Origin of the sequence: Tenacibaculum sp. A30 (genome assembly GCF_051200845.1) — a bacterium.
In the GTDB taxonomy this organism is placed as follows: Bacteria; Bacteroidota; Bacteroidia; order Flavobacteriales; family Flavobacteriaceae; genus Polaribacter.
Genome location: NZ_CP195160.1, coordinates 1,534,452 through 1,556,409, shown reverse-complemented (window position 1 = coordinate 1,556,409; position 21,958 = coordinate 1,534,452). Strand labels below are relative to the sequence as shown.

22 protein-coding genes and 2 tRNA genes are annotated in these 21,958 nt (G+C 33.1%); 14 read left to right on the top strand and 10 right to left on the bottom strand.

The annotated features are described in order from the left end of the window. Positions 1-12 precede the first annotated feature (12 nt). A complete protein-coding gene (locus ACR9ES_RS07515) occupies positions 13-783 on the top strand; it encodes a 3-hydroxybutyrate dehydrogenase (RefSeq protein WP_435253754.1) in 771 nt (256 codons plus the stop codon). A 145-nt stretch (positions 784-928) separates the two neighbouring features. On the opposite strand, the gene ACR9ES_RS07510 is transcribed toward ACR9ES_RS07515, so the two are convergent. Then, a tRNA-Asn gene (locus tag ACR9ES_RS07510) sits at positions 929-1,005 on the bottom strand. A gap of 58 nt (positions 1,006-1,063) precedes the next feature. Beyond that, positions 1,064-1,140 (bottom strand) — tRNA-Asn (locus tag ACR9ES_RS07505). Between the two features lie 272 nt (positions 1,141-1,412). Between ACR9ES_RS07505 and ACR9ES_RS07500 the strand changes: the two genes are divergently transcribed. From ACR9ES_RS07500 to ACR9ES_RS07485, 4 genes are all read left to right on the top strand, one after another. Then, positions 1,413-4,139 (top strand): 2-oxoglutarate dehydrogenase E1 component, encoded by a 2,727-nt coding sequence (locus ACR9ES_RS07500; RefSeq protein ID WP_435253753.1) that lies wholly within the window; start codon positions 1,413-1,415, stop codon positions 4,137-4,139. Between the two features lie 117 nt (positions 4,140-4,256). Then, positions 4,257-5,465 carry a 2-oxoglutarate dehydrogenase complex dihydrolipoyllysine-residue succinyltransferase gene (gene odhB / locus ACR9ES_RS07495; RefSeq protein ID WP_435253752.1) on the top strand — a complete coding sequence of 403 codons (1,209 nt, stop codon included), beginning with the start codon at positions 4,257-4,259 and terminating at the stop codon, positions 5,463-5,465. A gap of 119 nt (positions 5,466-5,584) precedes the next feature. Next, a complete protein-coding gene (locus ACR9ES_RS07490) occupies positions 5,585-6,031 on the top strand; it encodes an SRPBCC family protein (protein WP_435253751.1) in 447 nt (148 codons plus the stop codon). Between the two features lie 11 nt (positions 6,032-6,042). After that, positions 6,043-6,414 carry a VOC family protein gene (locus ACR9ES_RS07485; RefSeq protein ID WP_435253750.1) on the top strand — a complete coding sequence of 124 codons (372 nt, stop codon included), beginning with the start codon at positions 6,043-6,045 and terminating at the stop codon, positions 6,412-6,414. A 59-nt stretch (positions 6,415-6,473) separates the two neighbouring features. On the opposite strand, the gene ACR9ES_RS07480 is transcribed toward ACR9ES_RS07485, so the two are convergent. The 6 genes from ACR9ES_RS07480 to ACR9ES_RS07455 all read right to left on the bottom strand — a co-directional run bounded on the left by ACR9ES_RS07480 (position 6,474) and on the right by ACR9ES_RS07455 (position 11,682). Further along, entirely contained in the window at positions 6,474-6,677 is a 204-nt protein-coding gene (locus ACR9ES_RS07480; RefSeq protein ID WP_435253749.1) for a hypothetical protein, read from the bottom strand. A 36-nt stretch (positions 6,678-6,713) separates the two neighbouring features. Further along, complete coding sequence (gene sufD, locus ACR9ES_RS07475) at positions 6,714-8,027, bottom strand: Fe-S cluster assembly protein SufD (RefSeq protein WP_435253748.1); 1,314 nt, start codon at positions 8,025-8,027, stop codon at positions 6,714-6,716. A gap of 43 nt (positions 8,028-8,070) precedes the next feature. Next, positions 8,071-8,820 carry a Fe-S cluster assembly ATPase SufC gene (gene sufC / locus ACR9ES_RS07470; RefSeq protein ID WP_435253747.1) on the bottom strand — a complete coding sequence of 250 codons (750 nt, stop codon included), beginning with the start codon at positions 8,818-8,820 and terminating at the stop codon, positions 8,071-8,073. Between the two features lie 78 nt (positions 8,821-8,898). Beyond that, positions 8,899-10,347, bottom strand: a complete 1,449-nt coding sequence (sufB, locus tag ACR9ES_RS07465; protein WP_274633826.1) for a Fe-S cluster assembly protein SufB — start codon at positions 10,345-10,347, stop codon at positions 8,899-8,901. Between the two features lie 33 nt (positions 10,348-10,380). Next, positions 10,381-10,710: a HesB/IscA family protein gene (locus ACR9ES_RS07460; protein WP_028892188.1), complete on the bottom strand. Its 330-nt coding sequence runs from the start codon at positions 10,708-10,710 to the stop codon at positions 10,381-10,383. A gap of 213 nt (positions 10,711-10,923) precedes the next feature. Continuing rightward, on the bottom strand, positions 10,924-11,682 hold the full coding sequence (locus ACR9ES_RS07455; protein WP_435253746.1) for an MbnP family protein: 759 nt from the start codon (positions 11,680-11,682) through the stop codon (positions 10,924-10,926). Between the two features lie 208 nt (positions 11,683-11,890). On the opposite strand from ACR9ES_RS07455, the gene thiL reads away from it, so the two are divergent. The 9 genes from thiL to ACR9ES_RS07410 all read left to right on the top strand — a co-directional run bounded on the left by thiL (position 11,891) and on the right by ACR9ES_RS07410 (position 19,786). Then, positions 11,891-12,940 carry a thiamine-phosphate kinase gene (gene thiL / locus ACR9ES_RS07450; protein WP_435253745.1) on the top strand — a complete coding sequence of 350 codons (1,050 nt, stop codon included), beginning with the start codon at positions 11,891-11,893 and terminating at the stop codon, positions 12,938-12,940. A gap of 157 nt (positions 12,941-13,097) precedes the next feature. Then, a complete protein-coding gene (lysM, locus tag ACR9ES_RS07445) occupies positions 13,098-13,568 on the top strand; it encodes a peptidoglycan-binding protein LysM (RefSeq protein ID WP_435253744.1) in 471 nt (156 codons plus the stop codon). A gap of 153 nt (positions 13,569-13,721) precedes the next feature. Continuing rightward, positions 13,722-14,621, top strand: coding sequence for a DMT family transporter (locus tag ACR9ES_RS07440; RefSeq protein ID WP_435253743.1), 900 nt, complete (start codon positions 13,722-13,724; stop codon positions 14,619-14,621). Positions 14,622-14,652: 31 nt separating this feature from the next. Further along, positions 14,653-15,519: a YicC/YloC family endoribonuclease gene (locus ACR9ES_RS07435; RefSeq protein WP_435253742.1), complete on the top strand. Its 867-nt coding sequence runs from the start codon at positions 14,653-14,655 to the stop codon at positions 15,517-15,519. A 2-nt stretch (positions 15,520-15,521) separates the two neighbouring features. Continuing rightward, on the top strand, positions 15,522-16,121 hold the full coding sequence (gene gmk / locus ACR9ES_RS07430; RefSeq protein WP_274633833.1) for a guanylate kinase: 600 nt from the start codon (positions 15,522-15,524) through the stop codon (positions 16,119-16,121). A 36-nt stretch (positions 16,122-16,157) separates the two neighbouring features. Then, the gene (nadD, locus tag ACR9ES_RS07425; RefSeq protein WP_435253741.1) at positions 16,158-16,742 is read left to right on the top strand and encodes a nicotinate (nicotinamide) nucleotide adenylyltransferase; all 585 of its coding nucleotides are present in this window, start codon (positions 16,158-16,160) and stop codon (positions 16,740-16,742) included. A gap of 48 nt (positions 16,743-16,790) precedes the next feature. Then, the gene (locus tag ACR9ES_RS07420) at positions 16,791-17,654 is read left to right on the top strand and encodes a M23 family metallopeptidase (RefSeq protein WP_408036804.1); all 864 of its coding nucleotides are present in this window, start codon (positions 16,791-16,793) and stop codon (positions 17,652-17,654) included. Positions 17,655-17,722: 68 nt separating this feature from the next. Further along, the gene (locus tag ACR9ES_RS07415) at positions 17,723-19,222 is read left to right on the top strand and encodes a GH3 family domain-containing protein (RefSeq protein WP_435253740.1); all 1,500 of its coding nucleotides are present in this window, start codon (positions 17,723-17,725) and stop codon (positions 19,220-19,222) included. A 3-nt stretch (positions 19,223-19,225) separates the two neighbouring features. Beyond that, positions 19,226-19,786 (top strand): MOSC domain-containing protein, encoded by a 561-nt coding sequence (locus tag ACR9ES_RS07410; RefSeq protein WP_435253739.1) that lies wholly within the window; start codon positions 19,226-19,228, stop codon positions 19,784-19,786. Between the two features lie 63 nt (positions 19,787-19,849). Here the strand turns inward: ACR9ES_RS07410 and ACR9ES_RS07405 are convergent, their stop codons facing one another. Together ACR9ES_RS07405 and ACR9ES_RS07400 are read right to left on the bottom strand one after the other, a co-directional pair. Further along, on the bottom strand, positions 19,850-20,857 hold the full coding sequence (locus ACR9ES_RS07405; RefSeq protein ID WP_435253738.1) for an aminotransferase class I/II-fold pyridoxal phosphate-dependent enzyme: 1,008 nt from the start codon (positions 20,855-20,857) through the stop codon (positions 19,850-19,852). 1 nt (position 20,858) lies between these two features. Further along, the gene (locus ACR9ES_RS07400; protein WP_435253737.1) at positions 20,859-21,875 is read right to left on the bottom strand and encodes a dipeptide epimerase; all 1,017 of its coding nucleotides are present in this window, start codon (positions 21,873-21,875) and stop codon (positions 20,859-20,861) included. Positions 21,876-21,958: the final 83 nt, after the last annotated feature.

Sequence of the window (21,958 nt, the reverse complement as noted above, 5' to 3'; positions counted from 1 at the left end):
ATTTTCTGAATCATGAATAAAGTAGCGTTGATAACAGGAAGTACTAGCGGTATCGGCTTAGGTATTGCAGAGGCTTTTGCTAAAGCAGGTTACAATATTATGTTTCATGGTTTGGAGGAGGATGGTGCTAAAATAGCAAAAAGCGTAGGAGATAAGTATAATGTAAAAGTTTCTTTTTCAAATGCAAATTTGTTGGTTACAGATGAGGTTGAAGAATTAATAGAGCAAACAATAAAAGTGTTCGATGCATTGCATGTGTTGGTTAATAATGCAGGGATACAGTATGTTTCTCCTGTAGAAGATTTTCCGAATAATAAGTATGAAAGTATTATTGCTATTAATATGAACGCTGCTTTCTATGCTTCAAAAAAAGCGTGGAATTTTATGAAGGATCAGAAATTCGGTAGAATTATCAATGTTTCATCAGTTCATGGTTTGAGGGCATCTGAGTTTAAAACAGCCTATGTAACAGCAAAACATGGTGTAATAGGTATGACAAAGGTTCTGGCTTTAGAAGGTGCGTCTTATAATATAACATGTAATGCAATTTGTCCAGGGTATGTAAAAACACCTTTAGTAGAGGGGCAAATAAAAGACCAAGCCAAAGCACATCAGATGACAGAAGAAGAAGTTGTTGAAAAAGTAATGCTGAAAAAACAGGCGGTAAAACAGTTTGTTCCGTTGGAAACAATTGCTGATATGGCTCTGTTATTGGCAAAAGACACTTCATCAACTATTACTGGAACTTCGTTTGCTTTAGATGGAGGCTGGAGTGCGCAGTAATCTGTAATGAAAACTTTGTTTCATTAATTTAGTATATACAAGAGCAGAAGTCTGACTTACTACTTGTTAGTAAGTTGGGCTTTTGTGTAATTTTAAGTTTAGGTAAAATAAAAAATCCGATTTACTTACGTAAATCGGATTTTTTTGGCTCCTCAACCTGGACTCGAACCAGGGACCCTCTGATTAACAGTCAGATGCTCTAACCAACTGAGCTATTGAGGAATGTTCTTGTAGAACAATCTATATTTGTTGTAGAAATTATCGGCTTCTACGTTGCCTTTGGCTCCTCAACCTGGACTCGAACCAGGGACCCTCTGATTAACAGTCAGATGCTCTAACCAACTGAGCTATTGAGGAATTTAAGACGTACTTGTCTTAAAATGCGAGTGCAAATTTAAGTCCTTTTTTTATATCTGCAAATTATTTTTTTAAAAAAAATAAAACTATTTTTCTTGATGCTGAAATTCAGTGTTTTATTTTAATAAAAAGAGGCGTGCTTAACGCAAATTTAACAAAAACTAAAAACTCGTTAAAGAGTTTAAAATTAGGCTAAAAAGGAGTGCTATTTTTGGTAAAAGTTGTACTTTTGTCAACATTATTCTTATAGATAGAAAAGTATAACAAAATATATGGACAAGTTTTCGTTCTTAAACGCAGCACACGCAGGTTTTATAGGTGATTTGTATGAACAATATCAAAAAAATCCTGATGCGATAGAACCAAGTTGGAGAAGTTTTTTTCAAGGATATGATTTGGCTAACGAGAATTATTCATTAACAGATGAAGAAGTTTCGATAGAAGTCCCTGAAGAAGTACGTAAAGAATTTTTAGTAATCGATTTAATCAACGGTTACCGCACACGTGGACATTTGTTTACCAAAACAAACCCAGTTCGTAACAGAAGAACTTACACGCCAACTTTAGAAATTGAGAACTTTGGGTTAAATCAAGGAGATTTATCCACAGTTTTTAATGCAGGTGAAATTTTAGGTATAGGTCCTAAAAGCTTAGCTGAGATTATAGATTATTTAAAATCTGTATTCTGTGAGAGCATCGGAGTTGAGTATATGTATGTACGCAACCCTGAAGAGTTAAAGTGGTGGAATGAGCGTTTAAATAAAAACGCAAACCATCCTAGTTATGATGTAGCATCGAAAAAGTATATTCTTACCAAATTAAACCAAGCCTCAACTTTTGAAAGTTTCTTGCAAACAAAATATGTTGGGCAAAAGCGTTTCTCTGTTGAAGGTGGTGAAACCTTAATTCCTGGGGTAAGTGTAGCACTTAGAGATGCAGCTGAGTTGTATGGTGTAGAAGAATGTGTGTTAGGAATGGCACACCGTGGACGTTTGAATACCTTAGTAAATATCTTTAAAAAACCAATTCGCGATTTATTTAGTGAATTTGAAGGGAAAGATTTTGAAGACCAAGATATTGATGGGGATGTAAAATACCACTTAGGGTTAACCTTAAGCAAAGAGTATCAAGGAGGTCAAAAAATGAAAATGAATTTAGTTCCTAACCCATCTCATTTAGAAACAGTAGATGCTGTTGCTGAAGGAATTGTTAGAGCTAAGATAGATAAAGATTACGAAGGAAATGAAAATAAGATCCTTCCAATCTTAGTACACGGAGATGCTGCAATTGCAGGTCAAGGTATTGTATACGAAGTTGTGCAAATGGCACAGTTAAACGGATACAAAACAGGAGGTACTATTCACGTAGTAGTAAACAACCAGGTAGGATTCACTACTAACTACTTAGATGCGCGTTCAAGTACGTATTGTACAGATGTTGCTAAAGTAACTTTATCACCAGTATTACATGTAAATGCTGATGATGCAGAAGCTGTTTGTCACGCAATGGAAATGGCTGTTGAATATCGTATGAAATTCAACAAAGACATTTTTATTGATTTATTAGGATATCGTAAATACGGTCATAACGAAGGTGATGAACCTCGTTTTACGCAGCCTAAATTATACAAAGCAATTTCTAAGCATAAAAATGCTAGAGAAATTTATGCAAATAAATTAATTGCTGAAGGAAGCATTACTGCTGACTACTTAAAAGAGATTACTGAAGAATTCAAATCACATTTAGAAGTTGAGTTTGCTGAATCTAAAAAGAAAGAAACAGCAAAAATTCAAGAATTCATGCCTGATGTTTGGGAAGGTTTTGTACGTAAGCAGTTACAACATATGTTGCAACCTGTAGATACAACCTACTCGGTAGAAGGTTTAAAAGATATTGCAAGAGTTATTTCGAAAACTCCAGAAGGACATAAGTTTGTTCGTAAAGCAGAGCGTATTTTACACGGTCGTGAAAAAATGGTTTTTGAAGATAACTTGTTAGATTGGGGTACTGCTGAAAACTTAGCATACGGTACTTTATTAGAAGAAGGTTACGATATTCGTATTTCTGGAGAAGATGTAGAAAGAGGAACATTCTCTCACCGTCATGCGATTATGCGTGATGAAGATACCTTAGAGCGTGTTAACTTATTAAACACAAACCCTAAGAATAAAGGAGAGATGACGATTTACAACTCTCACTTATCAGAATATGGGGTGTTAGGTTTCGACTACGGATATGCAATGGCAGCTCCAAATACCTTAACAATTTGGGAAGCTCAGTTTGGTGATTTTGCTAACGGAGCACAAATTATGTTCGATCAATATATTTCTTCGGCAGAAGATAAGTGGAAGTTACAAAACGGATTGGTAATGTTGCTACCTCATGGATACGAAGGTCAAGGACCAGAGCACTCATCAGGAAGAATTGAACGTTTCTTACAATCATCGTCAACTGATAACTGGACAATTGCAAACTGTTCTACACCAGCAAACATGTACCACATTTTGCGTCGTCAGATGAAGCGTGATTTTAGAAAACCGTTAGTTGTTTTTACTCCAAAAAGTTTATTACGTTTACCAAAAGCTGTAAATCCTATTGAAGATTTAGCGAACGGAACATTCCAAGAAGTAATTGACGATACGATTGATACTTCAAAAGCTAAGAAAATGGTGTTCTGTACAGGTAAGTTCTATTATGATTTATTAGAAGAACGTGAAAAGCTTGGTAGAGAAGATGTAGCTTTAGTTCGTATAGAGCAGTTATTCCCATTACACAATGATAAAATTAAAGAGGTGATGGATAAGTATCCAAATGTAGAGCGTTATGTTTGGGCACAAGAAGAACCTAAAAACATGGGAGCTTGGAGTTATATGTTAGAGCGTTTTGAATTGGCTAGATTAGAATGTGCTTCAGAAGAGTATCGTTCATCACCAGCAGCAGGTTCAGGAGCACGATTTAGAAGACGTCATCAAGCTATTATTGATAAGGTTTTTGATTAAAAAATAAATGCGTTAGGGATTGAAGCAAGCTACCGTGTAGCGCGTAAAGCCCGACCCGATAGGGAAACGCCCAAATAAAAGAAATAAAATAATTCAGATATATAAAATTTAGAACTGATGGTTTTAGAAATGAAAGTTCCTTCTCCGGGGGAATCAATTACAGAAGTAGAAATCGCAACTTGGTTAGTTGAAGATGGTGATTACGTTGAGAAAGATCAACCAATTGCCGAAGTAGATTCTGACAAAGCAACGTTAGAATTGCCTGCGGAAGAAAGCGGAATAATCACTTTAAAAGCTGAAGAAGGTGATGCAGTAGCAGTAGGAGCTGTAGTTTGTCATATTGATATGAGTGCAGCAAAACCTGACGGAGCAGCAGCGCCAAAAGCTGAAGCACCTAAAGCTGAAGAGAAAAAAGAGACACCTAAAGCTGAGCCAGTTAAAGAAACATACGCAACAGGTACAGCATCTCCAGCAGCTAAGAAAGTATTAGCTGAAAAAGGAATGAGTGCAGCTGACGTTCAAGGAACTGGTAAAGATGGTCGTGTAACTAAAGAAGACGCTGTAAATGCGGTTCCATCAATGGGAACTCCAGGAACAGGTTCTCGTACTAGTGAGCGTAAGAAATTATCTATGTTACGTCGTAAAGTTGCAGAGCGTTTAGTTTCTGTAAAGAACGAAACTGCGATGTTAACTACGTTTAACGAAGTGAACATGCAGCCAATTTTCGATTTACGTAATGAGTATAAAGATGCGTTTAAAGCGAAACACGGTGTAGGTTTAGGGTTTATGTCATTCTTTACTTTAGCAGTGGTAAGAGCATTAAAAATGTATCCAGACGTAAACTCTATGATTGATGGAGATTACAAAGTAAGCCACGATTTCCAAGATATTTCTATTGCAGTATCAGGTCCTAAAGGATTAATGGTTCCAGTAATTAGAAATGCTGAAAATTTAACGTTCAGAGGAGTTGAAAGCGAAGTAAAACGTTTAGCATTACGTGCTCGTGATGGACAAATTACGGTTGATGAAATGACAGGAGGTACATTTACGATCACTAACGGTGGTGTATTTGGTTCTATGTTATCTACACCAATTATCAACCCTCCACAAAGTGGAATTTTAGGAATGCACAACATCGTTAATCGTCCAATGGCGGTAAATGGTGAGGTAGTAATTCAACCAATTATGTATGTAGCGTTATCATACGATCACAGAATTATTGATGGTCGTGAGTCTGTTGGATTCTTAGTTGCTGTAAAAGAAGCGTTAGAAAATCCAGTAGAATTATTAATGGATAACAATCCTAATAAAGCCTTAGAAATGTAAATCTTGATTGTTAGAAATTTAGACAATTAGATTTTTAGATATTGAAATCCCGTACAAAATGTACGGGATTTTTTATGTAAAAAAATCACTAATTTTAATAGCTATAAAATCAGGTGATTGTGAAAGTTATTAAAGAAGGATTTACCATTTATCATAATTTCCCTATAAAGGCGTTGTCTAACAAAGTTTTTAAAGCGATTGCTAATCCAGATGAGTTAGTGCATTGGTGGCCACTTAAATGTAGTGGAAAACCTACAATAGGAGCAGAATACAACTTCTTTTTTGGCGAACCATACAATTGGTTTGGCGAAGTAGTTGAGTGTAAAGAAAACACTTCTTTTCACATAAAAATGACGAAATCAGATAAGGATTGGAACCCGACTACTTTTGGTTTTGATTTGTTTGAAAAAGATGATGGAGTTACTTGGGTGCATTTTTTTCATAAAGGATGGATAGAACAAAACGATCATTTTAAACACTCTTCCTATTGTTGGGCGTTGTTATTAAACGGACTTAAAAATTATGTTGAAAAAGGGATTATTATTCCTTTTGAAAAAAGAAATTAAAAAATATAATTATGAAACTAGGGGCATTTTCAATCAGTTTGGCAGTAAAAGACATTGATAAATCGAAAGAGTTTTACGAAATGTTAGGTTTTACTGTTTTTGCAGGACAAGTAGAAAAGAATTATTTAATTATGAAAAATGGTAATTCATTAATTGGATTGTTTCAGGGAATGTTTGAAAACAACATCTTAACATTTAACCCGGGGTGGGATGAAAGCGCCAACAAACTAGATGATTTTGACGATGTAAGAACGATTCAACAGCATATAAAAGCAAATCACATCAAATTAAAAAGAGAAGTTGCATCTGGCACTTCAGGTCCTGGAAGCATTGTTTTTTTTGACCCTGATGGAAACACGATTTTAATAGACCAGCATGTATAAATGAAAAACGGAAAACCAATTTTGATTTTCCGTTTTTTTATCTTTTAAAGTGATAATTCTTATTTTTTACCAGCAAAAGAACTTAAGGCAATTGCTATAACACCAACGGCTATTGTAATGTATGAATTAGTGTTGTCTTGTACTTTTATTAAATCTACATCTCCGATAGAGACTTGTGTTTCTGGTTGTACAAGAGTGTAAACTCCGTAAGCTAAAATTACGATTCCAGCTATTAGTACTATCGATCTGAAGTTTTTGCCCATAATTAATTGTTTTTCATAAAGATATGAAAAAACAACTTATAGTTCAAAACCGATATTAACGCCTAATTTGTTGGCGATTAATTGGGTAATTCTTTTTTTAACTTCAGGTATTTTAACACTTTCTAAAACAGTGTTAGCAAAAGCATACATTAATAAAGCGTTGGCTTCTTTCTTAGGAATACCTCTTTGTTGCATATAAAATAATGCTTGATCGTCTAATTGACCAATAGTACAACCATGTGAACACTTTACATCATCAGCAAAAATTTCTAACTGTGGCTTAGCATTTATTGTAGCTTTATCACTAATTAAAATATTGTTGTTTTGTTGATACGCATTGGTTTTTTGAGCTTCCTTTTCAACAATAACCTTCCCGTTGAATACACCAGTTGAACGATCCCCGTATATACCTTTATAGTCTTGATGACTTTCACAATTAGGCTCTATATGGTTTACTAAAGTGTGATGATCTACGTGTTGTTTACCTTCAATAATAGTGATTCCTTTCAAAATAGAGTTGATATGCTCTCCTTTCTGATAGAAATTTAAGTTGTTACGAGTAATGTTTCCACCAAAAGAGAAGGTGTGTACAGAACAAGTGCTTTCTTTTTGTTGCTCAATGTAAGTATTGTCAATTAAAGAAGCATTTTCGTTATCATTTTGAATCTTATAATAGTCTACTGTTGCATGGGTGTCTGTAAAAATTTCAGTTACAGAATTCGTTAAAACAGCATTACTATTAAGATTTTGATGACGTTCTATAATTTGAACATGTGCGTTTTTTTCAACAACAATCAAATTACGAGGTTGTAACATTGCTGCATTTTCTTTTCCTGTATTAAAGTTGATAATTTGAATAGGTTTTTCAACCTCAACATTTTTAGGAATGTGAATAAAAGCACCTTCGGAAGCAAATGCTGTGTTTAAAGAAGTTAAATTATCTTGCTTAGCTATCTTATTAAAATACTTTTCTATTACAGGTTTATATTTATCTTTTGAAAAAGCAGCTGATAATAAACAAACATCTTTTCCATCATGAGTAGTGCTTGATAAAAATGAACTGTATTTACCATCTACAAAAACAATTTTGTAGCTGTCTATTTCATGAATAAAATATTTCTTTACATCTGCTAACTCAACCGCAGCTTCACGATCAGGAAATATGCTGTAATCTTCTTTTAAAATTGAATTTAAAGAGGTGTATTTCCAAGCTTCTAACTTTTTAGTAGGAAACCCTAACTTTTCAAAGTTTTGTAGTGCTTTTGTTCTGATTTCGTGTAAATCAGAGTTGATATTTATACCATTTTCAAAAGCTACGTATGATGATAATATTTTTTCTTTTAACTCCATTGTTTCTTGCTATCATTACATCCTAGCAGTAATTAAAAATTAATTACGCTAATTCGTTTTTAATCCAATCGTATCCTTTTTCTTCAAGCTCTAAAGCAAGAGAAGCATCTCCTGTTTTAACGATTTTTCCATCGTGTAAAACGTGTACATAGTCAGGAACGATATAATCTAATAAACGTTGGTAGTGCGTAATAACTACTACAGCGTTGTCTTTAGATTTTAATTTGTTAACTCCGTTAGCAACAATACGTAGTGCATCGATATCTAAACCAGAGTCTGTTTCATCTAAAATAGCTAGTTTAGGCTCTAACATTGCCATTTGAAAAATCTCATTACGCTTTTTTTCACCTCCAGAAAATCCTTCATTTAAAGAACGAGATAAGAACTTACGATCGATTTCTAACAATTCTGATTTTTCACGAATCTTTTTTAGCATTTCTTTAGCAGGCATTTCTTCTAAACCTTGAGCTTTACGAGATTCATTAATCGCAGTTTTGATAAAGTTCGTAACAGTTACCCCAGGAATTTCTACAGGGTACTGGAACGATAAGAATACTCCAGCGTGAGCTCTTTCTTCAGGAGCTAATTCGCTAATATCTACACCTTCTAATTCAATAGAACCAGCAGTCATTTCGTAAGTTTCATTACCGGCAATTACAGATGATAAGGTACTTTTACCAGCACCGTTAGGTCCCATAATTGCATGAACCTCTCCTGCTTTTACTTCTAAATTAATTCCTTTAAGAATATCTTTATCTTCTACCTGTGCGTGTAAGTTTTCTATTTTTAACATGTTTCTATGTTATTTTGCTTTTTTCATCAAAAAGCATTTTTTATTATTTTGAAGTTTTCAAATTAACGTATTCATTAATTATCCAACACTTCCTTCTAAACTAATTTCTAATAATTTTTGAGCTTCTACAGCAAACTCCATTGGTAATTTATTTAGTACTTCTTTACTAAATCCGTTTACAATTAACGCAATGGCTTTTTCAGTGTCAATACCACGTTGGTTACAGTAGAATAATTGGTCTTCACCAATTTTGCTAGTGGTAGCTTCGTGTTCTATTTGAGCTGATTTATTTTTTGCTTCAATGTAAGGGAAGGTATGTGCACCACACTCATTACCCATTAATAAAGAATCACATTGTGAGAAGTTACGTGCATTTTCTGCTCTGGAATTGATTTGTACCAATCCGCGGTAACTGTTCTGTGATTTTCCAGCAGAAATTCCCTTAGAAATAATAGTTGACTTAGTGTTTTTTCCTAAGTGAATCATTTTAGTTCCAGTATCTGCTTGCTGGTGGTTGTTAGTAACTGCAATTGAGTAAAACTCTCCAACAGAATTATTTCCTTTTAAAATACAACTTGGATATTTCCAGGTAATTGCTGAACCTGTTTCAACCTGTGTCCAAGAAATTTTTGCATTGGTTTCGCATAATCCTCTTTTTGTCACAAAGTTGAAAACACCACCTTTTCCTTCTGAATCTCCAGGGAACCAGTTTTGTACGGTTGAATATTTTATTTCGGCATCGTCTAAAGCAATTAGCTCTACTACTGCTGCGTGTAATTGATTTTCATCACGTTGAGGAGCGGTACATCCTTCTAAGTAAGAAACATAACTGCTTTCATCAGCAACAACTAAAGTACGCTCGAATTGCCCTGTTCCTCCTTCGTTAATACGGAAGTACGTAGATAGTTCCATAGGACAACGAACTCCTTTTGGAATATAACAGAAAGATCCGTCAGAGAATACAGCAGAGTTTAATGCTGCATAAAAGTTGTCAGTTGGTGGAACAACAGAACCGATGTATTTTCTTACTAATTCTGGGTGCTCTTGTATAGCTTCAGAAATTGGCATAAAAATAATTCCTTTCTCAGCCAACGTTTCTTTAAAAGTAGTAGCTACCGAAACAGAATCCATTACAATATCAACTGCTACATTTGCTAACCTTTTTTGCTCTTCTAAAGAAATTCCTAGTTTTTCAAAAGTAGCCAATAACTCAGGGTCTACTTCGTCTAAACTGTTTAATTTAGGTTTTTGTTTAGGAGCTGAGTAGTAAGAAATATCTTGAAAACTTGGTTTTTTATAGGTAACATTTGCCCACTCTGGTTCTTCCATTTGTTCCCAAATTCTAAAAGCTTCTAAACGCCATTCAGTCATCCATTCTGGTTCGTTTTTCTTTTTAGAAATGGCACGAACGATATCCTCGTTTATCCCATTAGGAAACTTTTCACTCTCAATATCAGTATAAAAACCGTACTCGTATTCTTTGGTTTTTAATTCTTCTCTTAAATCGTCCTCGGTGTATTTACTCATCAGTATTTTTGTATTCTTTTTGATGTATAGGTTTTACAGAGAAAAACTTTCTCCACAACCACAAGTTCTGTTAGCATTAGGATTGTTAAACACAAAGCCTTTACCGTTTAAACCTCCAGAATATTCTAAAGTTGTACCCACTAAGTATAAAAAGCTTTTTTTGTCAACAACAATTTTCACTTCATTGTCTTCAAAAACTTTATCGTTTTCCTGTTGGGTTTTGTCAAAAGTTAAGTCGTATGATAATCCTGAGCAACCACCACTTTTTACTCCAACGCGAACAAAGTCGGTTGTAGTATCAAATCCATCATCTGTCATTAATTCAATGACTTTCTTTTTTGCTGTGTCTGAAACTTTTATCATCGTTTAAATAGATTAAATCTAAGTGAATTGCAAAGATAATGACAAAATATGATTTATGTCATGTTTTGAAATGAATATAGTTATTAAACAATAAATTTTGCCTATACCTTAAATCCTGCAGTAAATTGTTGTTATATTATTGTTGAAAATCAGGATTGTTTATAAAATTCTTATCTAAAAAGCAGGCGGTTTTTAAATCAGTTTTATAATATCTTACTGAGAAATAGCTCCTAAGCTAAAAACACCAGATTTTCCGTTTTCAGATATTAGTTTTTGAGCTTCAAAATCTGAAGTTAACTCATTATTTTTCTCATAAATATTCCAATCATTAGGTGACTTAAACCAGCCAGCAACATTCATTTTAAGTTCTATAGTAGCGTCATTTTTTAATGAAATAGAGCCTGTTTCGATTGAAAAAGAAGTATCGAGAATAGAGTCTTTTTCTTTATCGTAAGCTCTTGCAGTATAAAATTTATAAGGGTTTTGTACTCCTAATGTATCTTTATATTGTCCTTCTAATTGCATAAAATGATATCCGCCACCTATTGAGTCAGGAACATTCCAAGAAGCGGTAGTTAAGTCGCTATAAGCATTGCTAATATTATCATTTCCAGTAAAACCAAAAGTAAAAAATAATTTATAAGCACCTTCAGAAATTTTTTGAGGCAATGTGTAGGTTAGGCTATCTGTATTATTAATATCTATTAATTTATAACTCTCAAACTTTGTTGTGTCATTAGCTCCATTAATAAGAGCAACATTTGAAATTAAATAACGCAACTTGTTTACTGTAAGTTTAGCTCCTAATTTGTTCGTAAATTCAGTGTTGTTTAAGTCAGATTTTTCAATTAAAGTACCATCCCAATTTTGAGTGAATTTTAGTTTTACCGATACATCTTTTATTAGTTCATCATTATCTGAACTGCAAGAAAAAAGAAGTACGCTAAGAGTTAGAGTTAAAAAATATTTCATGTGCTTTTTATTAAAAATCAATGAGAATAAACACGTTTTTTATAATGTGTACAAGAATCATTGAGTCATGACAAAAATAATAAACCCTCTTGTATTTAATGCCGTTTTACTCGTATATATTATAGAGGATTTTAGGTGTTGAAAATCAAAATGAATGATTACCTAGGTTAAGTAAGGTTGTTTATGTACTTGTCATTATCTTTGCAGCATGTTAGAAGATAAAAATCAAGAAAGAACTTCGTTGGCTGAACTTGGAGAGTTCGGATTAATCAACCATTTAACAAAGCATTTTAAAATGTACCATTCTTCAACAGTAAAAGGTGTTGGAGATGATGCAGCGGTTATTAAATCTTCAAATGAAGAAACTGTAATCACTACAGACTTGCTGGTAGAAGGTGTGCATTTTGATTTAAGTTATATGCCGTTAAAGCATTTGGGATACAAGGCGGTAATGGTGAATTTATCAGATGTATATGCAATGAATGCAACTGCAGAGCAAATCACTGTATCGATAGCAGTGTCTAATCGTTTTCCGTTAGAAGCTATTGAAGAGTTGTATGCCGGAATTCAGTTAGCGTGTGATACTTATAAGGTTGATTTAATTGGAGGTGATACGACTTCATCAACTAAAGGAATACTAATTTCTATTACTGCGATTGGAACTGCTAAAAAAGAGGATATTGTATATAGAAATGGAGCAAAACCAACAGATTTAATCGTAGTTTCTGGAGATTTAGGTGCAGCGTATTTAGGATTACAAGTTTTAGAAAGAGAAAAGCAAGTATTTCAGGTGAACCCTCAAAACCAACCAGATTTAGATAATTATACGTATATCATAGAGCGTCAATTAAAGCCAGAAGCACGTAAAGATATTCCTGAGTTGTTAAAAGAGTTAGAGGTAAAACCAACTTCTATGATAGATATTTCAGATGGATTGTCTTCTGAAATTATGCACATCTGTACGCAAAGTAAAACAGGATGTAAGATTTATGAGGATAAATTACCATTAGATCCACAAGTAATTGCAACTTCTGAAGAGTTTAATATGGATTCAACGATGATTGCTTTAAGTGGAGGAGAAGATTATGAATTGTTGTTTACAGTGTCAATTGATGATTATGATAAAATAAAAGGAAATCCGAATTTAACTGTAATTGGTCATATTACTGAAGAAAATCAAGGAATAAATTTAGTAACTCGTGCAAATCAAGAAATTGAATTAAAAGCACAAGGTTGGAATTCTTTTAATAAAAAGTAGAGGAGAACAAGATATAATAGGTTAAGCATCCATGTTTGGGTGCTTTTTTAGTTTTAAAGAGGCTTTTTTTTAATTATTTTGGAATACGAGTTTTGGTATAAAAATTGTATCTTAGTCAGACAGTAAAAAGAATATTAACAAAAAATCAAAAAAGAGAATGGGAATTTTTTCATTTATTAAAAATGCCGGGGCAAAAGTATTCGGTATCGGTAAAACAACTGAAGAAGAAGCGGCAGAAAAAGCTGCTAAATTAGTAGACGCTGTACGTAAATTAGAGCTTTCTGTTGAAAATCTAGCGGTTAATGTAGATGATGACAAAGCTACAGTTACAGGTGAAGCGGCTGATTTAGCAACAAAAGAAAAAGTAGTTTTAGTAGTAGGAAATACTGAAGGAATTGCTTCTGTAGAAGATAACATGACTGTTAAAGAAGTTGAAGTTATCGAAGAAGCTGCTATGGCACAATTTCACACTGTAGTTAGTGGAGATTCATTAAGTAAAATAGCAAAAGAGTTTTATGGTGATGCAATGAAGTATCCTGTAATTTTTGAAGCAAACAAGCCAATGTTAACACACCCAGATAAAATTTATCCAGGGCAAGTATTAAGAATACCACCTTTAGTGGACTAATCAAAAGTTAATCAACCAAAGGAAAAAGCACCGTATATACGGTGCTTTTTTAGTTGAATAATATGCTATTAAAAGAAGTGTTTAGGATAATAAAGTAACAGAAAACAAGAAATTAATTGTCATCTTTGCAACTGTTTTCAAACTCACTAAAAAATGAATCAAAGAGCGCTGGCATTAACAGCAACATCTATTGCAACACTTATTTACGGAGTAACTTTTACGGTAGCTAAAGAAGTAATGGAAGAACATATACAACCGTTTGGGTTTATATTGCTTCGTGTTGGAGGTGCTGCTACGGTCTTTTGGTTGTTAGGGTTGTTTGTAAAAGCTCCTTCAATAGAAAAATCGGACTATAAAAATGTAGCAATGGCGGCTTTTTTTGGAATCGCTTTAAATATGCTTACTTTTTTTAAAGGATTAAGTTATACTACGCCTATAAGTGCATCGGTAATGATGGTAACCACACCAATTTTAGTGTTAATTTTTGCAAGTATACTTCTTAAAGAGAAATTAATTCTTAGAAAAATAGCTGGAGTTGTTGTTGGTTTAATAGGAGCTGTGATTTTAATTGCTTACGGAAATCCGTTGAAAGGAGATGCTTCTAATATGATGCTAGGAAATTTTTTAGTATTTATCAATGCCGCATCGTATGCAATGTACTTAGTTATTGTTAAAAAACTTATTGAAAAATACAATCCGATTGTGTTTGTGAAATGGTTGTATCTCTTCGGATTGTTATTAGTGTTCCCTTTCGGAATTTCTGAGCTATTAGAGGTTCAATGGCAAACAATGCCAACAAATATTTATTTAAAAGCAGGGTTTGTGGTTTTGTTTACTACTTGTATAACCTACTTGTTCAACTTATTTGCGCTGTCTAAATTAAAACCCACAACGGTAAGTGTTTTTATATATTTGCAACCAGTAGTGGCAGCAATTTACGCATTAATAGTAGGAAGTGACCATTTGGATATGGTTAAAATAGGTGCTGCATTATTGATATTTTTTGGAGTGTTTCTAGTAACAAAACGTCCTACTGAAACTCCGAATAAATAAATGTATCTTTGCGGATTATTAAACCGAAGTTATGATACAATCTATGACGGGGTACGGTAAATCTGTACTACATCTACCTTCTAAAAAAGTTACGATTGAAGTTAAATCGTTAAACAGTAAAAATTTAGATTTAAACACTCGAATTCCTTCTTACTACAGAGAAAAAGAACTAGATGTTCGTAAAAAACTAGCAAGTAGTTTAGTACGAGGTAAGGTAGATTTTTCTATTTATGTTGAAATGACTGCGGATGAAACTTCAACTACGGTAAATACTGGTGTGGTACGAGAGTATATGCAACAGTTAAGAAATGTAACGCAAGTAGGAACTTCTGATGATGTTGAGTTAATGAAAATGGCAGTAAGAATGCCAGATGCTTTAAAAACAGAACGTGAAGAGTTAGATGAAGAAGAGTGGAATCAAATAGATGCTCATATTGATGAAGCTTTAAAAGAAATTATTCAATATAGAATAGATGAAGCACAGTCGTTAGAAGAAGATTTCAAAACGAGAATTGCCAATATTCAAACAGCTTTAGAAGAAGTTAAAAAGTTAGATGGTGATAGAATAGCTCATGTAAAAGAGCGTTTGCAAAAAGCATTAACTGATTTAAAAGTTGAAGTAGATGAAAATCGTTTTGAACAAGAGTTAATTTACTATTTAGAAAAATTAGATATTAACGAAGAAAAAGTACGTTTGGCGAACCATCTAGAGTATTTTTTACAGCAATTAGAAACGTCAGATTCTAATGGTAAAAAATTAGGTTTTATCGTACAAGAAATAGGTAGAGAGATTAATACTACAGGGTCTAAGGCTAATTTTGCACCAATACAAAAATTAGTCATTCAAATGAAAGACGAGTTAGAAAAAATAAAAGAGCAAATTTTAAACGTTTTATAAAAATGTCGGAAGAATTTAAAGGGAAATTATTTGTGTTTTCAGCACCGTCAGGTTCAGGTAAAACTACAATTGTACGTCACTTATTGGCTCAAGAACGTTTTAATTTAGAGTTTTCAATTTCTGCGACTTCAAGAGCACCAAGAGGAGAAGAAGTTGATGGAAAAGATTATTATTTTATTTCAGCAGAAGAGTTCAAACAAAAAATAAAAAACGACGAGTTTTTAGAGTGGGAAGAAGTATATCGTGACAACTTTTATGGAACATTAAAAACCGAAGTAGAACGTATTTGGGCTCAAAAGAAACACGTAATTTTTGATATTGATGTTGTTGGAGGATTACGTATTAAAAAGAAATTTCCAGAAGAAACTTTAGCTGTTTTTGTAAAGCCACCAAGTGTTGATGAGTTAAAAATTCGCTTAAAGAAAAGAAGTACTGAAAGCGAAGATAAAATCAATATGCGTATCGCAAAAGCTTCGGTAGAATTGGCTACAGCACCGCAGTTTGATAAAATCATTAAAAACTACGAATTACCTGTAGCTTTACAAGAAGCAGAAGACTTAGTAGACGATTTTTTGGGAATAAAAAAAGTAATTAAAGAATAACTTAGTATTTAGGTCTAGGTTCTAGTATTTTTAAATATGAAAAACATAGGATTATACTTCGGAACTTTTAATCCAATTCATATAGGGCATTTAATCATAGCCAATCACATGGTTGAGTATTCTGACTTAGATGAAATTTGGATGGTGGTAACACCTCACAACCCATTTAAAAAGAAAAGTTCATTGTTAGATAATCATCATCGTTTAGATATGGTGTATTTGGCCACTGAAGAGTATGAAAAAATCCAACCGTCAGATATAGAGTTTAGGCTTCCTCAACCAAATTATACAATTAACACATTAGCACATATTTCTGAAAAACACCCAAATTATACATTTAGTTTAATCATGGGTGAGGATAATCTGAAAAGCTTGCATAAGTGGAAAAACTATGAGGCTATTTTAGAAGATTATCACATATATGTGTACCCTAGAGTTTCTGAAGGAATTGTAGAAAATCAGTTCAAGAATCACGAGAAGATTCATAGAGTTGATGCTCCGATAGTAGAAGTTTCTTCAACCATGATACGAAAAGCGATAAAAGAAGAAAAAAACTGCAAACCTTTACTACCATATAAAGTTTGGAAGTATATAGACGAGATGAACTTTTATAAAAAATAGTTTCGCCACTTTTTCGTTGTATATTTGAATCCCAAACAAGTATAAAACGTGTCAAAAAACAAGAAAAAAAGAAAGCTTAAACAGAAGCTTACAGATAAGTACAGACTGGTAATTTTAAATGAAGATACATTTCAAGAACGATTTTCTTTAAAGTTATCGAGGTTAAATGTATTTGTTTTTAGTGGAGTGTTTTCAATACTTCTTATAGTTTTAACAACGCTATTAATTGCATTTACTGGAATACGAGAGTATATTCCTGGTTACTCTTCAACCGCATTAAAAAGGAAAGCTACTAGGTTAACTTATGAAGCGGATTCTTTAAAAAACAGGTTAGCAATTATAGAAAGTTACACAAAGGCGTTAAAGCCCGTGTTAACTGGTGATATAGAACCTGAAAAAATAGATTCTATAACAACCGAAATGCAAACAATTGTAGTTGATGAAACTAAACTGCAGGCAACGAAACAAGATTCACTTTTTAGAGAGAAGATAGATAATAAAGATCTTTTTCCGTTGTATGAAGGGGGAGAGAACAGAATTAAAAATGTATTCTTTTCACCTTTAACGGGTACTATTTCTCAGCCTTTTGATTTGAATGAAAAGCATTACGCAATTGATATTGTGGCGCAAACAGGCACTCCTGTAAAAGCTGTCGCGGACGGAACAGTAATTTTAGCAGAATGGACGGCAGAAACAGGATATGTTATAACGATTCAACACTCTAATGAGTTTATTTCTGTGTATAAGCATAACGGAACTTTATTAAAAGAGCAAGGAGATGTTGTAAAATCAGGTGAGGCTATTGCAAGTGTAGGATCAACAGGAGAGTTAACTACTGGTCCGCATTTACATTTTGAGTTATGGAATAATGGATTTCCAGTAAATCCCACCAATTATATAGATTTTCAGTAATAAAGAGTAGAGAACAGAGAGGTTGTCTAATAATCCAATCATCTAAAAATCTAACAATCAAAAAAAGAATGAGCATTAAATCAATATTAGCAATTCCATTTGCGAAAATTGTACGAAAGCAAGTGTACAAATGGGCAAATGATCCACATAAAACACAAGAAAAAGTATTTCAGTATTTAGTTACAGAAGGATGCAAAACAGCGTTTGGAAAAGATCACGATTTTATATCAATCAATAACTATGAAGACTTTAAAAAACGTGTACCTGTTAATGATTATGAAGGCTTACGTCATTATGTAGATAGAGTAGTTGAAGGAGAGGAAGATGTTTTATGGAAAGGAAAACCGTTGTATTTTGCTAAAACTTCAGGAACTACCTCTGGGGCAAAATATATTCCAATTAGTAAAGAGTCGATGCCAACACATATTTCTGCGGCACGTAACGCTTTGTTGTTTTACATAGCAGAAACAAATGATGCTAGTTTTGTGGATGGAAAGATGATTTTTTTACAAGGAAGTCCAGTTTTAGAAGATAAAAACGGTGTGAAGCTAGGGCGTTTAAGCGGAATAGCGGCTCATTATGTTCCAAATTATTTATTAAAGAATCGCTTACCAAGTTGGGAAACCAATTGTATTGAAGATTGGGATGTGAAAGTTGATAAAGTAGTTGAAGAAACGCTACCGGAAAATATGACGGTAATTAGCGGAATTCCGTCTTGGGTACAAATGTATTTTGAAAAACTGATTGAAAAGACGGGGAAAACGGTTTCCGAAATTTTCCCAAACTTCAATTTCTTTGTGTACGGAGGAGTAAATTTTGAACCGTACAAGAATAAGTTTGAAGCGTTAATCGGAAAAAAAATAGATTATGTAGAGTTGTATCCTGCTTCTGAAGGATTCATTGCTTATCAAGATTCTCAAACTGAAAAAGGAATGTTGTTGCAGTTGAATTCAGGGATTTTTTATGAGTTCATTCCGGCAAATGAATTTTTTGATGAAAACCCAACAAGAATTTCGTTAAAAGATGTTCAGTTAGGGGGTAATTATGTAATCATTTTAAATACATCTGCTGGTTTATGGGGTTATAATATTGGTGATACTGTAGAGTTCACTTCTTTAAAGCCTTATAGAATAAAAGTAACAGGACGTATCAAACATTTTATTTCCGCTTTTGGAGAACATGTAATTGGTAAAGAAGTAGAAAAAGCGTTGAATGATGCTATTAAAGGCACTGATATTAACATAAGTGAATTTACAGTAGCTCCGCAGGTAAACCCAGAAAGTGGATTGCCATATCATGAATGGTTTATTGAGTTTGAAAATGAACCAGAGAATTTAGAGGAGTTAGCTTCTAAAATCGATGCTTCTATGCAAGAGCAAAATGTGTATTATTTCGATTTAATTACGGGTAAAGTTTTACGCCCGTTAATTATTAGAAAAGTACAAAAGGGAGGTTTTCATGAGTATATGAAATCGATAGGTAAGTTTGGAGGTCAGAATAAAATTCCTCAATTATCAGACAACCGAAAAATAGCGGATGTTTTGCAGAACTTTTTAATCAAAGAATAATCCATGAAAATTGTAGCAACAAATATAGGAGAGCGAAAAGAAATCGATTGGAAAGGGAAAATCGTTACTACAGGTATTTTCAAATTTCCTGTTGATAAACCTATTTTTTTAGATGTTGAAAAAGTAAAAGACGATGCTATTTGTGACAGAGAACATCACGGAGGAATAGATCAAGCAGTTTACGCTTACTCAGAAAATCATTATTCATACTGGAAAGAATTGTATCCTAATTTAGATTGGGAATACGGAATATTTGGTGAAAACCTAACTGTTTCTGATTTAGATGAAAGTCAATTACATGTTGGCGATACTTTTAAAGTTGGAGAGGTTGTTATTGAAGTAACGAAGCCGCGTCAACCTTGTATGAAACTAGGGGTACGTTTTAATGATATGAAAATTGTAAAACAGTTTTGGCAGCAAGACTTACCGGGAGTTTATTTTAAAATATTGCAAACAGGTTTTGTGAAATCAGGTGATGAGTTTGAGCAAATAAAAAGCTGCCCTCAAAACCCAACAATTGGAGAAGTTTATATTACAAAAAGAAAGGAAAAGCAAGGATTCTAAAAAAACTTTTTTAGAATCCTTGCTTTATTTTTAAGAAACCTCACTATAAAACGTGAGGTTTTTTTAATATAATTGAATTTGTTCTATTAAAAAATCCAATTCTTCTTTAGTATGATTAGCGTTTAAAACAATTCGATTAAGTTTTTTTGTTGAAGTTGGGTAGTAAAAATTAGTAATAATTATATTTTTTGAGAATAGATAATTAGCTAAAGCTTCATCGCTGTAAAAAAAGACAGGGTAGCTCTTTGAAATACAAAATTTAGCGTTGTTCTTTAAATGCTTAAATACATACTCACAGTTATTTTGTAGCTTCTGTTGTTGTTTACGGTAAATATTTTGAGAGTTAACAAAGCAATCTAAAAACGCAGGACTCATACCTGCAGCACCTTTAAAAAGAGAGCTAGATTTTACCTGCTGTATAAAAGTAGTATTCCCTGCAATTACACCCCCGTTAATTCCGTAAGCTTTACCTAAAGAACTGACAAAAATAGTTTCAATATTGTTGAAAGTAAAGGGTGAAAAATCATTGTAAACACCTAAGTAATGTGATACATCAACAAGTAAAACAACTTTTTTATTTGCGTGTATTTCTTTTAAAAAGGTAAAAGAATAAGGGTGAGTTTCAAGACTGGCTATAGCATCGGTAATAATTATTATTTCTTCTTTTTTTGAATTGGTTAGTAGTACATTTAATTTATTGTGAATAAAAACAGGGAAGCTTTTTTCTGGTAAAATAGAAGGGTGTGTTTTTGGCATGTATAAAAAAGCAGTATTTCTATTTTGTAAAGTTTTTACCGATAAAATTCCAGCCAAAGTACCTGATGAAGTGGTAACTGAAGTCTCAGTGTTAAACAATTCAGCAAAGAGTTTTTCTCCTGTATTGTATATAGAAAGTTGAATATTAGCTTCTCTAGAACTTCCGTGAGCGCTTCCCCATATATCGATACTTTGTTTTAGTTGTTTATTAAAAGGAGCAACTTCGGAAACCCCCAAATATGAAGTTCCTGTAAAAAGTAAAAACTCTTTATGGTTAATTACAGTTTTTGTTTTTATAAAACTATTTAAATACATTTTATAACAATTCTACTCCTGTTCCATAACTGTTTGTATAAAAAATTTTTCCGTTTTCAATCACAACTCCTTTAGCGATATCTTCTTTTAACAATAAGGCGCCATCCATATCAACATAATCGAGTTGAGGTAATAAATGAGCAATGGCAGAAATACCTACAGAAGATTCTGTCATACAGCCTACCATAACTTTTAATTGCAGTTTTTTTGCTTCGGAAATCATTCTACGAGCAGGAGTTAATCCACCGCATTTTACCAGTTTTATATTCACACCATGGTAAAAACCAGCACATTTTTTAATATCTTGTTCAACAATACAGCTTTCATCGGCAATAATAGGTAGCACTGAATTTTCGTATACTTTTTTTATAGATGTCCAGTCATCGGCTTTTAGAGGTTGTTCTATAAATTCTACACCCAAGGTTTTTAAGTGTATTGCATTTTGTATGGTTTCATTAGCTGTCCAACCGCAATTGGCATCAATTCTAAAAATAGCATCTGTATGTTTTCGCAATTCGGTAACAATGGTAATGTCGTCTTTTGTTCCTAGTTTTATTTTATAAAGAGGCCAAGGTTTTTCTTGTATTTTAAAAACCATTTTTTTTATAGTATCAATTCCTATAGTGTAATTGGTAAGTGGATTATTATCGATAGTTTCATCCCAGTATTCATACAATTTTTGCTGTTTATATCGAGCATATAAATCAGTATACGCCATATCTAAGGCACACAAAGCAAACATGTTGTTTTTTAAATAAGGATGGGCTAGTTTCCAAAAATTTTCTGGGGTTGTATGTTTTACTGAAGCATGCTTTATAAACTCCCAACAGTGTAAAATATCTTTTTGTAGTATATTGACAGTACTATGGTAATACGGATTAGAAGTGGCTTCTCCATAACCTGTAATTCCTTCATCCTCTAAACAAACAATAAGTGTGGGTTGCTTGTTGTGAGATTCGCGAGAAATGGTAAACGTATGTTGAAGTTTTAAAACGAAAGGCTTTAGTAAAATGTTCATTTTAATTGATTTAGCTTCTTATAAAAATACCAATTAAACTGAAATAATAAGCTGTTTTACTTAAAAAAATTACTTAGAATTAT